The organism is Paenibacillus sp. FSL K6-1096, from assembly GCF_037977055.1.
Taxonomy (GTDB): Bacteria; Bacillota; Bacilli; order Paenibacillales; family Paenibacillaceae; genus Paenibacillus_AQ.
In genome coordinates, this window is record NZ_CP150274.1 from 3,120,846 (window position 1) to 3,136,844 (window position 15,999).

Sequence of the window (15,999 nt, forward strand, 5' to 3'; positions counted from 1 at the left end):
GCGGAAACGGATGTCTCTCCCTCTGGAGCAGCTCCGTTTCCGCTGGCCAAAATCGGTATTCCGTATTATTTCCCGTCAACGCGTGCCATAACCTGGCTGGTCAGCTCCGCAACCTTGGCTTTGGCGTGATCCAGCGATTCCCCAACCACGGCAAAATACACCTTGATCTTCGGCTCGGTGCCGGAAGGACGCAGGCAGAACCATGAGCCGTCCGACAGCAGATACTTCAGTACATTCTCTTTAGGCAGGCCGTCCAGCCCGAGAGAATAGTCGAGCACCTGTGTCACCGAAGCGCCGGCGATCTCATGCGGCGGGCTCGTCCGCCAGTCATTCATAATTCCCTGAATCTGTGCAACCCCGTCCTTGCCCTTGAGCGTGCGGGATTCCAGGCTCTCCAGGAAGTATCCGAACTGCGCGTAGAGCTCCTGCAGCACATCATACAAGGTCTTGCCCTGGGCTTTGTAGTAGGCTCCCGCTTCGGCAATCAGCATAGCCGCAAGAACGGCATCCTTGTCGCGTGCATAGTTGCCGGCGAGGTAGCCGTAGCTCTCCTCATATCCGAAAAGATAGGTGTATTCGCCCGACTGCTCAAACTGGTTCATCTTCTCACCGATATATTTGAATCCGGTCAGGGTGTTGAACACGGTAGCGCCATAATGGCTGGCTACGGCCGCCCCCATCTCACTGGTAACAATCGTCTTGACCACTGCGCCGTTGCTTGGCAGCTTGCCCTGCTCCTGCAGGCGGCTCAGATAATAATGGATCATCAGCGCGCCCGACTGGTTGCCGGACAGCACCACGAACTTGCCTTCGTTGTCACGGACAACAGCGCCCATCCGGTCAGCGTCAGGGTCGGTACCGATCAGCAGATCGGCATTCAAGTCTTCGCCCAGCTTCATCGCCAGCGTGAAGGCTTCGCGTTCTTCCGGGTTCGGCGATTTCACGGTGGAGAATTCCGAATCCGGCTGCTCCTGCTCAGGCACCACATGCACCTGGGTGAAGCCGATCTTCTCCAGCACACGGCGGACCGGAAGATTGCCTGTCCCGTGCAGCGGGGTGTAGACAATGGAGAAGTCACGGCCCAGCGAGGAGGCGATCTCTTCACGGCTCACACTGACTGCGGCTACCGTATCGGTGAAGGCCTCATCCGCATCAGCGCCCAGCCAATGCAGCAGGCCCTCGCTCTCCGCAGCCTCTTGGGACATGCGCTTCACGCCATTGAAGGAGTCTACCTCCAGAATGCTTGCAATCACCTTCTCCGCTTCATGCGGCACCAGTTGCCCGCCCTGGGCATTATAGACCTTGTACCCGTTATATTCAGGCGGATTGTGGCTGGCCGTGATCACGATGCCGCCCGAGGCCTTCAGATGGCGGACACTGAAGGACAGCTGCGGTGTGGAGCGCAGGGAAGGGAACAGATGCGTCTCGATGCCGTTGCCGGCCAGCACAAGTGCAGCCTCCAGCGTGAATTCCGGCGAGAAGCGCCGGGAGTCATGGGCAATGACCACCGACGGACGGCCTTCCCCTGTATGCTGTGCCAGCAGGTAATTGGCGAAGCCCTGAGTGGCTCTGCCTACCGTATAGCGGTTCATCCGGTTGCTGCCTGCGCCGATCACGCCGCGCAAGCCGCCTGTTCCGAATTCGAGGTCTCTATAGAACCGTTCCTCCAGCTCCTTCGGATCATTGGCAAGAGCCTTAAGCTCCTCCTTGGTGCTCTCATCCACTGAAGGGTCCTGCAGCCAGCGCGTCAAGGTTTCCTGCGCCTTCGGGCTTAATTCAGTCATGTGAATCTCTCCTTCTCCATCTATAATGTATAAGTGTATTACAGGAACTAGCTGAGGGCGAACATAATTTCCCCGGAGGCCACTGTCTTGCCTTCTACTCTGGCGGTAGCTTGTCCCTTGCCGATGCTGCCTTTAAGCCGGGTAATCTCTACCTCCAGCTCAAGGGTATCCCCAGGAACGACCTGTCCGCGGAAGCGGAAGCCGTCAAGCCCGGCCAGAAAACCGATTTTACCCTTATTGGCCTCTACTCCCAGAATGGCTACTGCACCAACCTGAGCCAATGCTTCAGTAATCAGTACACCCGGCATGACCGGGAAGCCCGGAAAGTGTCCGGTGAAGAACGGTTCATTGATCGTCACATTTTTGATGCCGACCGCCCGTTTGCCCATTTCAATCTCCGTGATTTTGTCCACCAGCAGAAATGGGGGCCGGTGGGGGATGATTTCTTGAATTTGATTGATATCCAGCATATCAGTAAAAGCTCCCTTCGGATGGTACCGCGTAATGAACCTCCGCCTACAGCAGCGCTTACGTTTTATTCTACGCCACCCTGCATAAATATGGGCAGCTTCGGCAAAAACTATAATTATCCTTCACCACCTGCAGCAGTGGAGGTTCAGATAAGGGGCTTTCTCCACCGCACGCGGCAGGTTGGCGGAGAAAGCCCTTTTTGGCGCTCTTAGGGCACGCCATCATTATACATTTTTCAGTATAAAAAAGAAAACTCCCCGGCACAACCAGGGAGCTTCCATTTCATTATGTTATAGTAAGAAATTTCAGGAAACACAGGCCTCAGGGCGCAAAGACCAAATCATAGACATGCTTCCAGGTACTCCATACCAGCACATCGCTGAGCTCCTTCTTGCCTAGAACCACGTAGCCCACGACAAGCCCGCCCGCAAGCGCGGCAACCAGCAGCAGCGGAATCAGGAACCACTGGATGATGGTCCAGGCCGAAATCCCGCGCCGCTTCACCGGCTGCTGCTTCTCTTCTCTTTCCTTTTCCTTGGATTCCTTAACCTTCTCACGGCTCATTCCCTCACCTCACGCGCGCATGTTATTCGCCAGGCCCAGCATCTGGTCACTGGAGGACAGTGCCCGGGCAGCCAGCTGGTACGTACGCTGAATCTGCATCATCTCCGTCATCTCCCGGCTCAGATCCACATTGGAGGCTTCCAGATAACCTGAACGCACGCCTACATCCTTCGCTTCGCCTGCCGCTCTCTGTACAAACGCCTGCTGAGCAGTCACTCCACCGGCCAGGACATAGAAGTTGCCGTCCACCGCCTGAAGCGCGCTGCTGCTGCGCGGCTCAACAATCATAAGGGAGCCGGCCAGCACAGGCACAGCGGTCTCACTCGTCTTGGTCCACACCTGTCCGCGCTCGTCTATAGCCGCAATCCCGTTGGCACTGACCGTGAGCGGGTTCCCGTTCTCATTCAGCACAGGGTTGCCGGTATTGTCTACCAGCAGCATATTGTCCTTATTCGCAGGGTCCGGGGTGAAATGAAAGTCCCCTTGGCGCGTATACGAGGTGACTCCGTTCACCTGAACGCCGAACAATCCGTTGCCCTGAAGCGCCAGGTCTGTCGGTTTGCCTGTCTCCTGAAGTGTGCCTTCCTCCCAGTTGTTGGTTACGTTCGGCACCCTCACCCCAAAACCGATATTGAAGCCAAGCGGCATACTCCGTCCGGGCTGGTTATAATCACTGGATTGCTGCTGCACCCGGGTGAGCACATCCTCGAAAGAGCCTTGCTTGCTCTTATACCCGTTGGTATTCATATTCGCAATGTTGTCAGCGATAATATCCAGCCGCTGCTGCAGACTGGCCATAGAGACAGCGGCGCCGATTGTCGAGTTATTCACAGGTGTAACCTCCTACAGGTCTGATAAAAGAAAACCGTCTTATACTGTCAGTTATCCGTGCAGCCCAGCTACACTCTGCCGACTTCATTCACAGCCTTCTGCAGACTGCTGTCATAGAACTGGATGACCTTCTGGTTCGCTTCATACGCCCGGTAGGCGGCGTTCATATCCACAGTAACCTGGGTAGCATCTACATTCGAGTTCTCCAGATAGCCCTGGCGGACCTGCAGATTGTCGGTTGCATTCGAGAAGCGGATGTCCGCCGCCTCGGCATCATCGGCATGGAACACCCCGTTGCCGTCCCGCACCAGCTCCTGCGGTCTGGTTATGACGCTGATCCCGATCCGGGTGCCTGACGGCTGCCCGGTCTGGTTGTCGATGATATTGCCCTGCCCGTCCACTTTAAGGTTATCCTGAGGTCCTGTCAACCTGAGCGGATCGCCGCCCGCGTTCAGCACCCGGAAGCCGCCCGCGCTGAGCACCTCGCCTGTAGGGGAGACCGTGAAGCTCCCGTTGCGTGTATATAGATTGTTGCCTTCATTATCCTGAACGGTAAAAAATGCCTGGGGCCGGTATGTAACCTCGCCATCGGCACTGATGGACTTGCCGGACCCGTCAAACACAAGGTTCTGCCCGGGATTATCCGGGTCCTGTACCTGGAGATCGGTAGACAGCGCGAAATCCGTGCTCTTGCCGCTCTCGATCAGGTCACCCTGCAGATATTGGGAAACAGACTGCTCGGCAAACACCCCGGTGTTGATCCGCCCGACGGGCTTTGCAGCCCCGCCGCTCATCGCCGAGATCAGCACCTCGGGAAACGCATGACTGACGCTGTCCACCTGCTTGTACCCCGTTGTATTCAAATTGGCAATGTTCTGCGTCGCCGTATCATGTCTGCGCTGCTGTGTCACCATTCCGGCTGCGGCCGTATATAATCCTCTAAGCATGAGGTCAGTCCCTTCCTTGAATCTGCTGTTACCCCTTATATCGGCAGGCTAGAACTTTTTCTTAACCACCTTGTCCAGATGGTCAAGCATAATTCCCGTGCCTTTGACGACGCAGTGCATCGGATCTTCAGCGACCCAGACCGGCACATGCAGCTGTTCGGAGAGCAGCTCATCCAGTCCGTTAAGCAGGGCGCCTCCGCCGGTCAGCACCACTCCGCGGTCAATGATATCCGCCGACAGCTCAGGAGGTGTACGCTCCAGCACCGACTTTGCCGCAGCCACGATGGAGGAGACCGGGTCCCACAGCGCTTCCTTCACCTCACCGGAGGAGATGGACAGGGTCCGGGGAAGTCCGGTAACCATATCCCGCCCGCGGATATCCATGTCGGCCTTCATGCCTTCGGGGCGGACTGAACCGATGGTGACCTTAATATCCTCTGCGGTGCGTTCACCGATCAGCAGCTTATATTTCTGTTTGATATATTTTAAAATGGCATCGTCGAACTTGTCCCCCGCAATTTTGATGGAGGAGGCGGTAACGACGTCGCCCATAGACAATACGGCTACATCCGTCGTTCCGCCGCCAATATCGACGACCATATTACCGCTAGGCTGATAAATATCCATCCCTGCGCCGATAGCCGCAGCCTTAGGCTCTTCTTCCATGAATACCTCTTTGGCCCCGCTGCGCTCGGCAGCTTCCCGGATGGACTTCTGCTCCACAGATGTAATATTCGTGGGCGCACAGATTAATATACGGGGCCGTGCATACCAGGAGCGGCCGCCCACGCTGTCAATGAAGTATTTGAGCATCATCTCGGTAATGGCAAAATCGGCAATCACGCCGTCGCGCAGCGGACGGATCGTCGTTATATTTCCGGGCGTGCGCCCAACCATCCGGCGAGCCTGTTCACCAACCGCAAGGACCTTCTTCGTATCACTTTCAAGTGTGACTACGGAAGGTTCATCCAGAACGACTCCCCTTCCCTTGACATGAATAAGCACATTGGCTGTGCCGAGATCGATTCCGATATCCTTGCTAAGCATAATGAAAGAGCCCCCAAAGTGTTATTTTAAATGAGAAAAGAAGATTGTACCAAATTTAAAAATACCATACTTTAGGGGGTGTGCACAATGGACTAAACCTGAATAATGACCTCAAAATCTGAAAATCTTATGGCTTTGCAGCTACCGCGACTTCACGCTTTTTGCCGGTGGTTTTCTTATATTTAATTTTTGTGGCTTCTCCCCCCCGAAGATGACGGATGGACTTGTGATATTCGAGAATGTGCTTCACCTGATCAGCCAGATCCGGATTGATTTCCGGCAGCCGTTCGGTCAAATCTTTGTGCACCGTGCTTTTTGAAACGCCAAATTCCTTGGCTATGGTCCGGACCGTGTGCCTGGTTTCCACGATGCAGCGTCCGATTTTAATGGTACGTTCCTTGATGTAATCGTGCACGTTCCCGCCTCCCAACTGTGAATAGTTTGGTACATTATATGAGGGGCGGGCCTATATATTCGCCCTTTCAGGACCTGACAAGCCTTGGACAGCTCATTTTATTTGTCGGACAACCTGATGCGCGGTTTTTCACAGCCCTGATTAGAGAATAGAACCTGCCTGACCATACATTTCAAGAAGAATATATAAACAATCCCGCCAAATACAAAAAAGCAGGAGGCTTGTGGCCCCCTGCCTGATGCTCCGGCTTAGCGCTGCGGAAGCAGATCGGTCGGATTCATGATCTTGCCGTCCTCATGCACCTCAAAGTGCACATGGTTGCCAAGACCCTTCTCCATCTCGTTCTGTCCTGCCGTTGCCAGCGTATCGCCCTGCTTCACTTCATCGCCCTGCTTCACCTTGGTGTCGCCCAGACTCTGGTAGACGGTCTTCCGGTTCCCCGGAGAGGTCACCTCGATCACTTTGCCGAGTACAGCGACATCCTCCACCCGGGTCACTTCACCGCTAAGTGCGGCCTTAACATCGAAAGGCTTGTTGTCCTCACGGGCAATATCGATCCCGGTATTGGTCACAAAGGTGTTATTGTACTCTACCATCGCCGCAATATGATTCTCTTCGGTGCCATTCTCATCGTAGTACGGTTTAACGACTTCCACTTCACTTGGGCTGGCTACCGGCCAGGCCAGAGTCTCCGCTGAGGCCACGACCTCCATTGCTTCCGGATCACTGCTGTCTGTTCCGGTTACATTCCCCTTGGCGCCTTCCTGCGATACTACCGCGGCGTTGTCAGGATTCAGCGGCTTCTGGCCGGCATCCTGATAGACCCACACCAAGGTTAGTATAATTGCCGCTGCCGCCGTGTAGACTGCCGGGAATACCCAGCGCTTGGATAACATTCTGTTCCATGAAGAAGGCTTGGCGCCTGAATCTCCCTGCTTGTTTTTGAGAGATTCATCATGGGTTGGTTTAATTTTGTCTTGTTCATTCATATGTTTATCACCTCAGTAACCAGTGTTACCGGGCGATTCGCTTTTATACGTATCTTGCAATTTATTTTTGAAGAAGAGTTGAGACTTCGCTAAAAGAAATTCCGCTGTAATAGTGTTTGAGAATCTGGGTCGCGGTCTTGCCCTCTTTCGCCATGCCGTTCGCCCCCCACTGGCTCATGCCGACACCGTGGCCGTTGCCGTAGGTGGTGATGACCACCTTGCTCCCCTTGCGCTTCCAGGTGAACTGGCTGGAACGCAGGCCCAGCTTCTCTCTCACCTCACGCCCGGTAAACACAGTGCCGCCGATAGAGATCTCCTTGATCCGGTGCCCCGCTGTCAGCGAGAGCACCTCCGCCGGCAGTCCGGCGGACGAAAGGGACGTCGCCTGCCCAGGCTTGCCGGAGGCAGACAGGCGGGCCGCCGCCGGAAGCTCGCCGGCCGTAAGGCCCAGCTTCCGGCGCAGCTCGGTAATGCTGAAGGTGTAAGTAGCCGCCAGGTTCGGGGTAATCTCCAGCTCCCAGGGGCTGGCGACACTGCGCAGATAAGGCACCGCAGCGTTCCAGTAGTCCTCGGAGTTCTCAGTATATCCTCCGCTGGAAGCGAAGAAGGAAGCCGTAATCGGCTGCCCTTTATAGGTCATGATAACCCCGCGCGTCTCCAGGACCGCGCGGCGGATCTTCGCCAGTCCGGCGCGCTTGCCGGCGGACGTCCACTCCCGTTCCAGCGTTGCCTTCGAGACGTAAGCCTGATGGCTTACCGTATCGCTCACATCCGCCTCCGGAACGGGGACCCCGCTGTGGTCGCCGGCCAGCAGGCGGCGGGCAATGAAGGTGCGGGCCGCAACGGCCTGCGCTTTGAGCGCCTCCAGCTCAAATTCGGCCGGCATCTCGGCCGCCAGCACGCCGCTGACGTATTCCTCCAGCGGCAGGGTCTCGATCTGTCCGCTCTGCGACAGATAGACGGTCACCTCCGGCTGCGGCGCTTCCGCAGCAGCCGCCGGCGGTGCCGGGACGGCCGTGGCCTGCGGCACGGCCGGAGCCGCTGGCTGGGGTCCGCTCCCGCGCTGCGGGACCACAGCCAGCGGCAGCAGCAGCGCCGCCAGCAGAGGCGCTGCCAGCCATGCGGCGGGGGCCAGCCGCCGCAGCGGGGGGCCCCCGCGCCGCGCACGCGCTACGCTGCGCGGACGCTTCAGGATGTGCCGCAGCATTCTGAACTCTTTCATCTCTATGGCTCCTTCCGTAAGCACTGGTGATTCTTATAGATATGAATCTCCATACCCTGCTAGAACGTGATTTTGAGAGAAAGAGAGTTGCGGAATCCCCCGCACAGCATGGCTTTGTACAGCGTGGCCTTAGCTTCGAAGAATATCAAAAAAGGACCAGCCGCTTACCGGCTGATCCCTTCAATGTAAAAATTGCTATTATACCCAAGACGGTTGAATCTGGAAACGCGGTCTGGCTTCTTCCGCCTTGAACGCCTCGCTGCGGGCCGGTTCAGCCTTAGCAGCCTCTTCCTTCGCCGCAGCCGGAGCAGCCGCTTCTTCCATGGAGATCCGCCAGATGTCGGCACCGAGTCCGGACAGCTTCTCTGCCAGATTCACATAGCCGCGGTCAATATGATGGGTCCCGCTGACCTCGGTTGTGCCTTCAGCCACAAGCCCGGCCAGAATAAGCGCTGCACCTGCACGCAGGTCCGTTGCGCATACCTTGGCGCCCACCAGGTTCGCATTGCCGGTGACAATGGCCGAACGGCCCTCGATCTTGATCTCGGCGTTCATATTGTGGAATTCATCCACATGCATGAAGCGGTTCTCGAAGACGGTCTCGGTCACTACGCTCGTTCCTTCCGAGCGGAGCAGCAGGGCCATCATCTGGGACTGCATATCCGTCGGGAATCCTGGATAAGGCAGGGTCTTGAGATCGACCGCCTTCAGCGGCTTGTCGCTGATCACGCGGACGCCGTTCTCATCCGGGATGATCGTAACGCCCATCTCCTCCATCTTGGCAATCACCGGACCCAGATGGTCGGCAATCGCACCCTCCACGTAGACGTCGCCGCCTGTGATAGCAGCTGCCGCCATGTACGTTCCGGCTTCAATCCGGTCAGGAATGACATGGTGTCTGACGCCGTGCAGACGCTCCACGCCTTCAATCCGGATCACGCCGGTGCCGGCACCACGCACAATACCGCCCATGCCGTTCAGATAGTTGGCTAAGTCCACAATCTCCGGCTCTTTCGCCGCATTCTCAATCACTGTAGTGCCTTCGGCAAGCGCTGCAGCCATCATTATATTCTCGGTAGCGCCTACGCTGGCCACATCCAGATAGATCTTGGCCCCGCGCAGTCTTCCGTTACTTTTCGCATCAATATAGCCCTGGCCCAGACTGATCTCGGCGCCCAGTGCTTCAAAACCCTTCAAATGCTGGTCGATCGGCCTCGTTCCGATAGCACAACCGCCAGGCAGGGAAATACGGGTATGCCCCATACGGGACAGCAGCGGACCCATCACCAGGAAGGACGCACGCATCTTGCGTACCCATTCGTAAGGAGCTTCACAGGAAGTAATCTGTCTTGCATCCACTTCAATCACATCATTCTGGTATGTAACACCTGCACCCAGAGATTCCAATACCTTGCTGATTGTTAATACATCGTCTAACGGAGGTGCGTCCACAATAACGCTGACTCCTTCTTCGGCCAATAGAGAGGCGGCTATGATCGGTAGTACGGAATTTTTTGCGCCGCTGACTTTCACGCTCCCGGTCAATCTGTTGCCACCGCGGACGATAAATTTACTCATTTCGGTTTCCCTCCGCGTCCATGATTTCTGAATCTAATTTTGAGGTTAAAATTCGTCTGTTAAGATATTGAATATTCCGTCATTGCATCTTAGGTGCAGATCATTGCTTAAACTCAGTGTTGACATAATAAATTCTTATTATTCGACATTTTTTTCACTGCATCAGCCTATGAGAGATATAACCAAACCCGCAGCCATTAAAACATCCGGCCGATCAGTCCGCTCCAGCCCAGGTAGTCCAGGAAGAAGCCCGCAACGAAGTGGCCGAGGACAATCGCAAGCAGCAGGTGCAGAAGTCTGCCCTGAGAGCTCTTGGGATATCTTATGACCAAATCCAGCTTAAGGTTCTGAAGCGCCCACCATGATAATGCCACGCAAACCAGAGACACAACCATCGAAATTAAACTGCTGGTGCCGATCACACCCGACAAATCAGCGGATAAGCGTGTATTCATAATAGCCCCCCGTGTTAGGTACTCGGAAATCGACTCTTATATCATACTTGTGCAGGGGAAAAGAATCCAGTACTTTTACGAATTTTTAAACAAATGGGCCTTTGTATGCATAATCGGTTACGTTCTCTTCATACTTTTCCAATTCATTGTAATCAGCGTAGTTGCAAAAAAAGCAGTCAAGCCCAGGGCTTGACCGCTTATCTGCTACTGTTGACCTTTGCCGGTTGACACCTTGATCCGCGTTACAGCACGCTGGAGAGCCAGCTCCGCACGGCGGTGGTCGATCTCATCCTGCTTGCTTTGCAGCTTGAGACGGCGCTCAGCCCGCTCTTTAGCCGCCTCAGCGCGCTCAATATCAATGTCACGGGGCAGCTCTGCACTCTCAGCCAGCACCGTAACCTTATCTTTGTGCACCTCAACGAAACCGCCATGAACAGCGATGGTTACGGTAACGCCATCGGCCTTAACGGTAAGCGGAGCGACCTGAAGCGGGGTTACCAGCGGGATATGTCCCGGCAGAATTCCCAGTTCGCCATTCACACCGCGTACCGTTAAGCTGTTCACTTGCTTGGAGTAGACCAGATGCTCCGGAGTGACTATTTCGAGCAAAAAGGTATTCACTTCCATTCCTCCTCAAAGCTTTACAGAATAAAGCCCACTACCCGAGCATAACATGCGTAGGGTTACAACGTTTTCGCTTTTTCCACAGCTTCTTCAATCGTGCCTACGAACAGGAACGCCACTTCCGGCAGATCATCGTGCTTGCCTTCCAGAATCTCCTTGAAGCTGCGCACGGTTTCTTTGATTGGCACGTACTTGCCTTTGAAGCCAGTGAACTGCTCGGCAACGTGGAACGGCTGGGACAGGAAGCGCTCAACCTTACGGGCGCGGGCCACGATGACCTTATCCTCTTCACTCAGCTCATCCATACCGAGGATGGCGATGATATCCTGAAGCTCGGTATAACGCTGCAGCAGCTGCTTAACGCCCTGTGCCACGTTATAGTGCTCTTCACCGACAATTTCCGGTGCCAGAATACGGGAGCTGGAAGCCAGCGGGTCAACCGCCGGGAAGATCCCTTTTTCGGAGATTTTACGCTCCAGGTTGGTCGTTGCATCCAAGTGGGCGAACGCTGTCGCCGGTGCAGGGTCAGTATAGTCATCCGCAGGCACGTAGATCGCCTGGATGGAGGTAACCGAACCCTTCTTGGTGGAGGTAATGCGCTCCTGCAGCTGACCCATTTCGGTAGCCAGCGTAGGCTGGTAACCTACCGCAGAAGGCATACGGCCGAGAAGCGCCGATACTTCCGAGCCCGCTTGGGTGAAGCGGAAGATGTTATCGATAAAGAGCAGCGTGTCGCGGCCTTCTACATCGCGGAAATATTCCGCCATTGTCAGACCGGTCAGCGCTACGCGCAGACGCGCGCCCGGAGGCTCATTCATTTGTCCGAAGACCATCGCGGTCTTCTTGATAACGCCGGAATCCGTCATTTCGTGGTACAGGTCATTCCCTTCACGGGTACGTTCGCCTACACCTGCGAATACCGAGATCCCGCCGTGCTCTTGCGCGATGTTGTTGATCAGTTCCTGGATGGTAACGGTTTTACCTACACCGGCACCGCCGAACAGGCCGATCTTACCGCCCTTCGCATAAGGGGCGAGCAGGTCAATAACCTTGATGCCTGTCTCCAGAATCTCAGCCTGGGTGGACAGTTCATCGAAGGTAGGAGCCAGCCGGTGGATCGGATTGCGTTCCGCAACCACATCAGCACCATTGTCAATCGGATTGCCCAGGACGTTAAATACACGGCCAAGAGTGGCTTCGCCGACAGGAACCGAAATCGGGTTCCCCTGGTCAAGCGCTTCAATTCCGCGAACCAGTCCGTCTGTGGAGGACATCGCGATACAACGCACCAGGTTGTCACCCAAATGGTTGGAAACCTCAAGCGTCAGATCAATCGTGCGGCCATCTTCCAGGCTATGAGCAATTTTGATAGCGTTGAAAATCTCGGGCAGCTGGCCGCGTTCAAATTCAATATCGACAACCGGACCCATAATGCTCACAACGCGTCCTTTGTTCATCTTCATTTCCCTCCTCGAAAGCTGTTACATATGGGCTGTTAGCCCACTTCTATTAAGACTGCGCGTTCGCACCAGCCACGATCTCGGTAATTTCTTGCGTAATGGCCGCCTGACGGGCACGGTTGTACGTAAGTCTAAGTTCTCCGATCATTTTTGATGCGTTCTTCGTTGCACTGCCCATGGCTGTCATTTTGGCTCCCAGCTCACTGGCCTTGCCGTTCAGAAGAGCACCATAAATTAAAGTCTCGGCGTATTTGGGAAGCAGTACCTCCAGCACACCGGCAGGGGACGGCTCATACTCGTAAGCTGCCGTTGCCCCGTGATGCCCGCCCTCTCCTACGCCCTCCATAGGCAGAAGTCTGTCTACGGTAGGAACCTGGCTGATCGCGTTAACGAACCGGTTGTAGCAAATGTACAGCTCATCGTATACGCCGGTCTCGAACTGGTTCACCGCCGAGTATGCAATCGACTTGATGTCGGCAAACTTCGGGGTATCGGACAGCTCGGTAATCTCTTCGACAATCGGGTACTCACGGCGCCGCAAAAAATCACGGCCTTTGCGCCCGATGACAAACAGTGCATACTCATCCTTGGACTTATGCCGTTCTGCGATCAGCATGGTTACCTTGCGCAGAATGTTCGCATTGTAGCCGCCGGCAAGGCCCCGGTCGGAGGTGATGATCAGATAACCTGTTTTTTTGACAGGCCGGCTGACCAGCATCGGATGCTGGAGATCCTGCGTACCTGCAGCAATGCTGGCGACCACCTCTTTAAGCTTCTCCGAATACGGACGGGCAGCCTCCGCCTTCTCCTGCGCCTTGCGCAGCTTGGAGGCTGCGACCATCTCCATCGCCTTGGTGATCTGTCTGGTGTTCTGAACGCTCTTGATTTGACGTTTAATATCACGCATGCTTCTTGCCATGATTTCACCACCTTAGAGCTTTGACGGAGTCAAAGCTAACTTCGTAAGCATAAGCTGAGCTTTGGCGCAGCCAAAGCTGACTTCGTAAGCATAAACTGAGTACACTCTATATATTAGCTTGTAGCAAAGCCTCTTTTGAATTTCTCGATTGCATCCTTAAGCGCAGTCTCGTTATCAGCGGTCAGATCCTTGGTGTCCGTGATGGACTTCAGGATTTCGGCAGCGCTGCTGTCGACAAAGGCCAGGAATTCCTTCTCGAAACGCTTAACGTCCTTGACTGGAATATCGTCCAGGTATCCCTTAACAGCGGTATACAGGCTGACAACCTGGTGCTCAACGGTCAGCGGCTGGTTAACACCCTGCTTCAGGATCTCCATCATACGCGCACCGCGGTTCAGACGGGCCTGCGTAGATTTGTCCAGATCGGAACCGAATTGGGAGAAGGCCTGCAGCTCGCGGTATTGCGCCAGATCCAGACGCAGGGAACCGGCAACCTTCTTCATCGCCTTGATCTGGGCGGAGCCCCCTACACGGGATACGGAGATACCGACGTTAATCGCCGGACGCTGGCCGGAGTTGAACAGGTCGGATTCCAGGAAGATTTGTCCGTCCGTAATCGAGATTACGTTCGTAGGAATGTAGGCGGATACGTCAGATGCCTGTGTTTCGATGAACGGCAGGGCGGTTAATGAACCACCACCAAGCTCATCGCTGAGCTTCGCCGCACGTTCCAGCAGACGGGAGTGCAGGTAGAATACGTCACCAGGGAACGCTTCACGGCCCGGTGGACGGCGGAGCAGCAGGGACAATTCGCGGTATGCGGATGCCTGCTTGGAAAGGTCATCGTAGATGACCAGCACATGCTCGCCCTTGTACATGAAGTATTCGCCCATGGCGCAGCCTGCGTATGGAGCAATATAGAGCAGCGGAGAAGGCTCGGAAGCCGATGCAGTAACGACGATTGTATATTCCAGCGCGCCATGGCGGCGGAGGGTTTCTACTACCTGTGCTACTGTAGACTGCTTCTGTCCGATAGCAACATAGATACATTTCATCCCGTTGCCCTTCTGGTTGATGATCGCGTCGATCGCGATGGCCGTTTTACCCGTCTGACGGTCACCGATAATCAACTCGCGTTGTCCGCGGCCGATCGGCACCATAGCGTCAATGGCCTTCAGACCTGTCTGCATCGGTTCATGCACCGATTTACGGTCAATAACCCCCGGCGCATTATGCTCTACGGGACGGAATTCAGTGGTGGCAATAGGGCCCTTGCCGTCAAGCGGCTGTCCCAGCGCGTTCACAACGCGGCCCAGCATGGCTTCGCCCACTGGAACCTGCATGATCTGGCCGGTACGTTTGACCTGATCGCCTTCGCGGATTTCCTTGTATTCCCCGAGAATAACGACACCGACGTTGCTTTCTTCCAGGTTAAGCGCCATGCCCACTACACCGTTGGAGAACTCCAGCAGTTCCCCTGCCATTGCGTTTTCCAGACCGTAGACACGGGCGATACCGTCGCCGACTTGAATGACGGTGCCAATTTCGGCAACTTCGATATCGGCTTTATATTGCTCAATTTGACTTTTGATCAAAGTGCTGATCTCTTCAGGTCTGATGCCCAATATCCTCACCCCTATCTTCTTTGCTTATCATTAAAGGATTTCTCAAGACGCTCAAGCTTGCCGGCCAGACTTCCGTCATACAGCGTATCGCCGATGACCACCTTCAGTCCTCCGAGCAGGCTTGTATCCACCACATTGGTTACACGAATCTTGCGGTTTGTAAGCTGGCTGAACTCAGCCGCTACGCTATCCTGTTCCTCTTGGCTGAGCGCATAGGCGGAGTACACCATAGCGTCGCCGATTCCCAGCGCATCGCCTTCGATCTTGACGTAAGTTGCCAGCAGCTCTGCGAAAATATCAGTTCTGCCCCGCTCTACCAGCAGCTCTACCATGTTCATTACCGCTTCAGAGACTTTGCCTGCAAGCGTTCCGCGCAGCACATTCAGCTTATCGGCCTGCGAGATGCGCGGCGCCAGGATGAACGCTCTGACCTCTGCATCATCATGAAGCACTTCGACAACCAGCTTGAGCTGTTCTTCCACCTGAAGCGTAGTGCCTGCATCTACTGCTGCACTGTACAAGGCTTTGGCATAGCGCTTGGCAACTACCGTATCGCGGCTCATGACCGGCCTCCTACCTCTTTGAGGTATTGATTCACGAGCTGTTCCTGTTCGCCGTCTGATTTAACTTCCTTCTCAAGCAGCTTGGAGGCGATGCGGACCGAAGCGGTTCCCAGCTCGCTGCGCAGGGCTTCCACGGCCTTGTTCTTCTCGCTCTCAATATCACGGACAGCCTCGTCTTTGAGACGGGCAGCCTCAGTCTTGGCCTGATCCAGAATCTTGTCAACCTGATTGTTGCTGGTGGCCTGGGACTGTTGAATAATAGCCTGTGCCTCCTGGCGCGCCTGCTGCAGGGCCTGCTTCTGCTCCTCTACGTAAGCGACCGCCTGCTCTCTGGTCTTGGCTGCTTCATCCATTTGCTGCAGCACCATTTGGCGCCGTTGCTCCATAATTCCGAACAGCTTGCTGAAAGCAAATTTGCTGAGCAGGATATACAGAATTACGAAAGCTATAATGGAAAACACTATATTTGTCCAAACGATAGTCACTGAGGTCACTCCCTTCCGTT

General features: G+C 55.1%; 17 protein-coding genes. All 17 read right to left on the bottom strand.

Going from position 1 to position 15,999, the window contains the following annotated elements; translation table 11 throughout:
- Positions 1-65: 65 nt before the first annotated feature.
- Positions 66-1,784 carry a phospho-sugar mutase gene (locus tag MHI24_RS13855; RefSeq protein ID WP_340026170.1) on the bottom strand — a complete coding sequence of 573 codons (1,719 nt, stop codon included), beginning with the start codon at positions 1,782-1,784 and terminating at the stop codon, positions 66-68.
- A gap of 47 nt (positions 1,785-1,831) precedes the next feature.
- A complete protein-coding gene (gene fabZ / locus MHI24_RS13860) occupies positions 1,832-2,254 on the bottom strand; it encodes a 3-hydroxyacyl-ACP dehydratase FabZ (protein ID WP_238651165.1) in 423 nt (140 codons plus the stop codon).
- Positions 2,255-2,576: 322 nt separating this feature from the next.
- On the bottom strand, positions 2,577-2,819 hold the full coding sequence (locus MHI24_RS13865) for a DNA-directed RNA polymerase subunit beta (RefSeq protein WP_340026171.1): 243 nt from the start codon (positions 2,817-2,819) through the stop codon (positions 2,577-2,579).
- A 9-nt stretch (positions 2,820-2,828) separates the two neighbouring features.
- Positions 2,829-3,650, bottom strand: a complete 822-nt coding sequence (locus tag MHI24_RS13870) for a flagellar hook-basal body protein (protein WP_340026172.1) — start codon at positions 3,648-3,650, stop codon at positions 2,829-2,831.
- A gap of 68 nt (positions 3,651-3,718) precedes the next feature.
- Positions 3,719-4,597, bottom strand: a complete 879-nt coding sequence (locus MHI24_RS13875; protein WP_340026173.1) for a flagellar hook-basal body protein — start codon at positions 4,595-4,597, stop codon at positions 3,719-3,721.
- 48 nt (positions 4,598-4,645) lie between these two features.
- Positions 4,646-5,644, bottom strand: coding sequence for a rod shape-determining protein (locus tag MHI24_RS13880; RefSeq protein ID WP_238651171.1), 999 nt, complete (start codon positions 5,642-5,644; stop codon positions 4,646-4,648).
- 127 nt (positions 5,645-5,771) lie between these two features.
- Positions 5,772-6,059 (bottom strand): sporulation transcriptional regulator SpoIIID, encoded by a 288-nt coding sequence (gene spoIIID, locus MHI24_RS13885; protein ID WP_038597396.1) that lies wholly within the window; start codon positions 6,057-6,059, stop codon positions 5,772-5,774.
- Between the two features lie 248 nt (positions 6,060-6,307).
- Positions 6,308-7,048: a M23 family metallopeptidase gene (locus MHI24_RS13890; RefSeq protein WP_340026176.1), complete on the bottom strand. Its 741-nt coding sequence runs from the start codon at positions 7,046-7,048 to the stop codon at positions 6,308-6,310.
- Positions 7,049-7,109: 61 nt separating this feature from the next.
- A complete protein-coding gene (gene spoIID, locus MHI24_RS13895) occupies positions 7,110-8,270 on the bottom strand; it encodes a stage II sporulation protein D (RefSeq protein WP_340026178.1) in 1,161 nt (386 codons plus the stop codon).
- Between the two features lie 198 nt (positions 8,271-8,468).
- The gene (murA, locus tag MHI24_RS13900) at positions 8,469-9,848 is read right to left on the bottom strand and encodes a UDP-N-acetylglucosamine 1-carboxyvinyltransferase (protein ID WP_340026179.1); all 1,380 of its coding nucleotides are present in this window, start codon (positions 9,846-9,848) and stop codon (positions 8,469-8,471) included.
- A gap of 197 nt (positions 9,849-10,045) precedes the next feature.
- Positions 10,046-10,303 carry a DUF1146 family protein gene (locus tag MHI24_RS13905; RefSeq protein WP_340026181.1) on the bottom strand — a complete coding sequence of 86 codons (258 nt, stop codon included), beginning with the start codon at positions 10,301-10,303 and terminating at the stop codon, positions 10,046-10,048.
- A 204-nt stretch (positions 10,304-10,507) separates the two neighbouring features.
- Positions 10,508-10,924, bottom strand: a complete 417-nt coding sequence (locus MHI24_RS13910; protein ID WP_238651176.1) for a F0F1 ATP synthase subunit epsilon — start codon at positions 10,922-10,924, stop codon at positions 10,508-10,510.
- Between the two features lie 62 nt (positions 10,925-10,986).
- Entirely contained in the window at positions 10,987-12,384 is a 1,398-nt protein-coding gene (atpD, locus tag MHI24_RS13915) for a F0F1 ATP synthase subunit beta (RefSeq protein WP_340026183.1), read from the bottom strand.
- Positions 12,385-12,436: 52 nt separating this feature from the next.
- On the bottom strand, positions 12,437-13,306 hold the full coding sequence (atpG, locus tag MHI24_RS13920) for an ATP synthase F1 subunit gamma (RefSeq protein WP_340026184.1): 870 nt from the start codon (positions 13,304-13,306) through the stop codon (positions 12,437-12,439).
- Between the two features lie 113 nt (positions 13,307-13,419).
- The gene (gene atpA, locus MHI24_RS13925) at positions 13,420-14,931 is read right to left on the bottom strand and encodes a F0F1 ATP synthase subunit alpha (RefSeq protein WP_340026185.1); all 1,512 of its coding nucleotides are present in this window, start codon (positions 14,929-14,931) and stop codon (positions 13,420-13,422) included.
- A gap of 11 nt (positions 14,932-14,942) precedes the next feature.
- A complete protein-coding gene (locus tag MHI24_RS13930) occupies positions 14,943-15,494 on the bottom strand; it encodes a F0F1 ATP synthase subunit delta (RefSeq protein ID WP_340026186.1) in 552 nt (183 codons plus the stop codon).
- Complete coding sequence (gene atpF, locus MHI24_RS13935) at positions 15,491-15,979, bottom strand: F0F1 ATP synthase subunit B (protein ID WP_340026188.1); 489 nt, start codon at positions 15,977-15,979, stop codon at positions 15,491-15,493. The genes MHI24_RS13930 and atpF overlap by 4 nt, the downstream gene beginning before the upstream one ends.
- Between the last annotated feature and the right edge of the window lie 20 nt (positions 15,980-15,999).

Excerpts from the sequence above, each read along its gene's own strand:
- MHI24_RS13855 (WP_340026170.1), bottom strand. The coding sequence starts at position 1,784 with ATGACTGAATTAAGCCCGAAGGCGCAGGAAACCTTGACGCGCTGGCTG.
- fabZ (WP_238651165.1), bottom strand. The coding sequence starts at position 2,254 with ATGCTGGATATCAATCAAATTCAAGAAATCATCCCCCACCGGCCCCCA.
- MHI24_RS13865 (WP_340026171.1), bottom strand. The coding sequence starts at position 2,819 with ATGAGCCGTGAGAAGGTTAAGGAATCCAAGGAAAAGGAAAGAGAAGAG.
- MHI24_RS13875 (WP_340026173.1), bottom strand. The coding sequence starts at position 4,597 with ATGCTTAGAGGATTATATACGGCCGCAGCCGGAATGGTGACACAGCAG.
- MHI24_RS13880 (WP_238651171.1), bottom strand. The coding sequence starts at position 5,644 with ATGCTTAGCAAGGATATCGGAATCGATCTCGGCACAGCCAATGTGCTT.
- MHI24_RS13890 (WP_340026176.1), bottom strand. The coding sequence starts at position 7,048 with ATGAATGAACAAGACAAAATTAAACCAACCCATGATGAATCTCTCAAA.
- spoIID (WP_340026178.1), bottom strand. The coding sequence starts at position 8,270 with ATGAAAGAGTTCAGAATGCTGCGGCACATCCTGAAGCGTCCGCGCAGC.
- murA (WP_340026179.1), bottom strand. The coding sequence starts at position 9,848 with ATGAGTAAATTTATCGTCCGCGGTGGCAACAGATTGACCGGGAGCGTG.
- MHI24_RS13905 (WP_340026181.1), bottom strand. The coding sequence starts at position 10,303 with ATGAATACACGCTTATCCGCTGATTTGTCGGGTGTGATCGGCACCAGC.
- atpD (WP_340026183.1), bottom strand. The coding sequence starts at position 12,384 with ATGAACAAAGGACGCGTTGTGAGCATTATGGGTCCGGTTGTCGATATT.
- atpG (WP_340026184.1), bottom strand. The coding sequence starts at position 13,306 with ATGGCAAGAAGCATGCGTGATATTAAACGTCAAATCAAGAGCGTTCAG.
- MHI24_RS13930 (WP_340026186.1), bottom strand. The coding sequence starts at position 15,494 with ATGAGCCGCGATACGGTAGTTGCCAAGCGCTATGCCAAAGCCTTGTAC.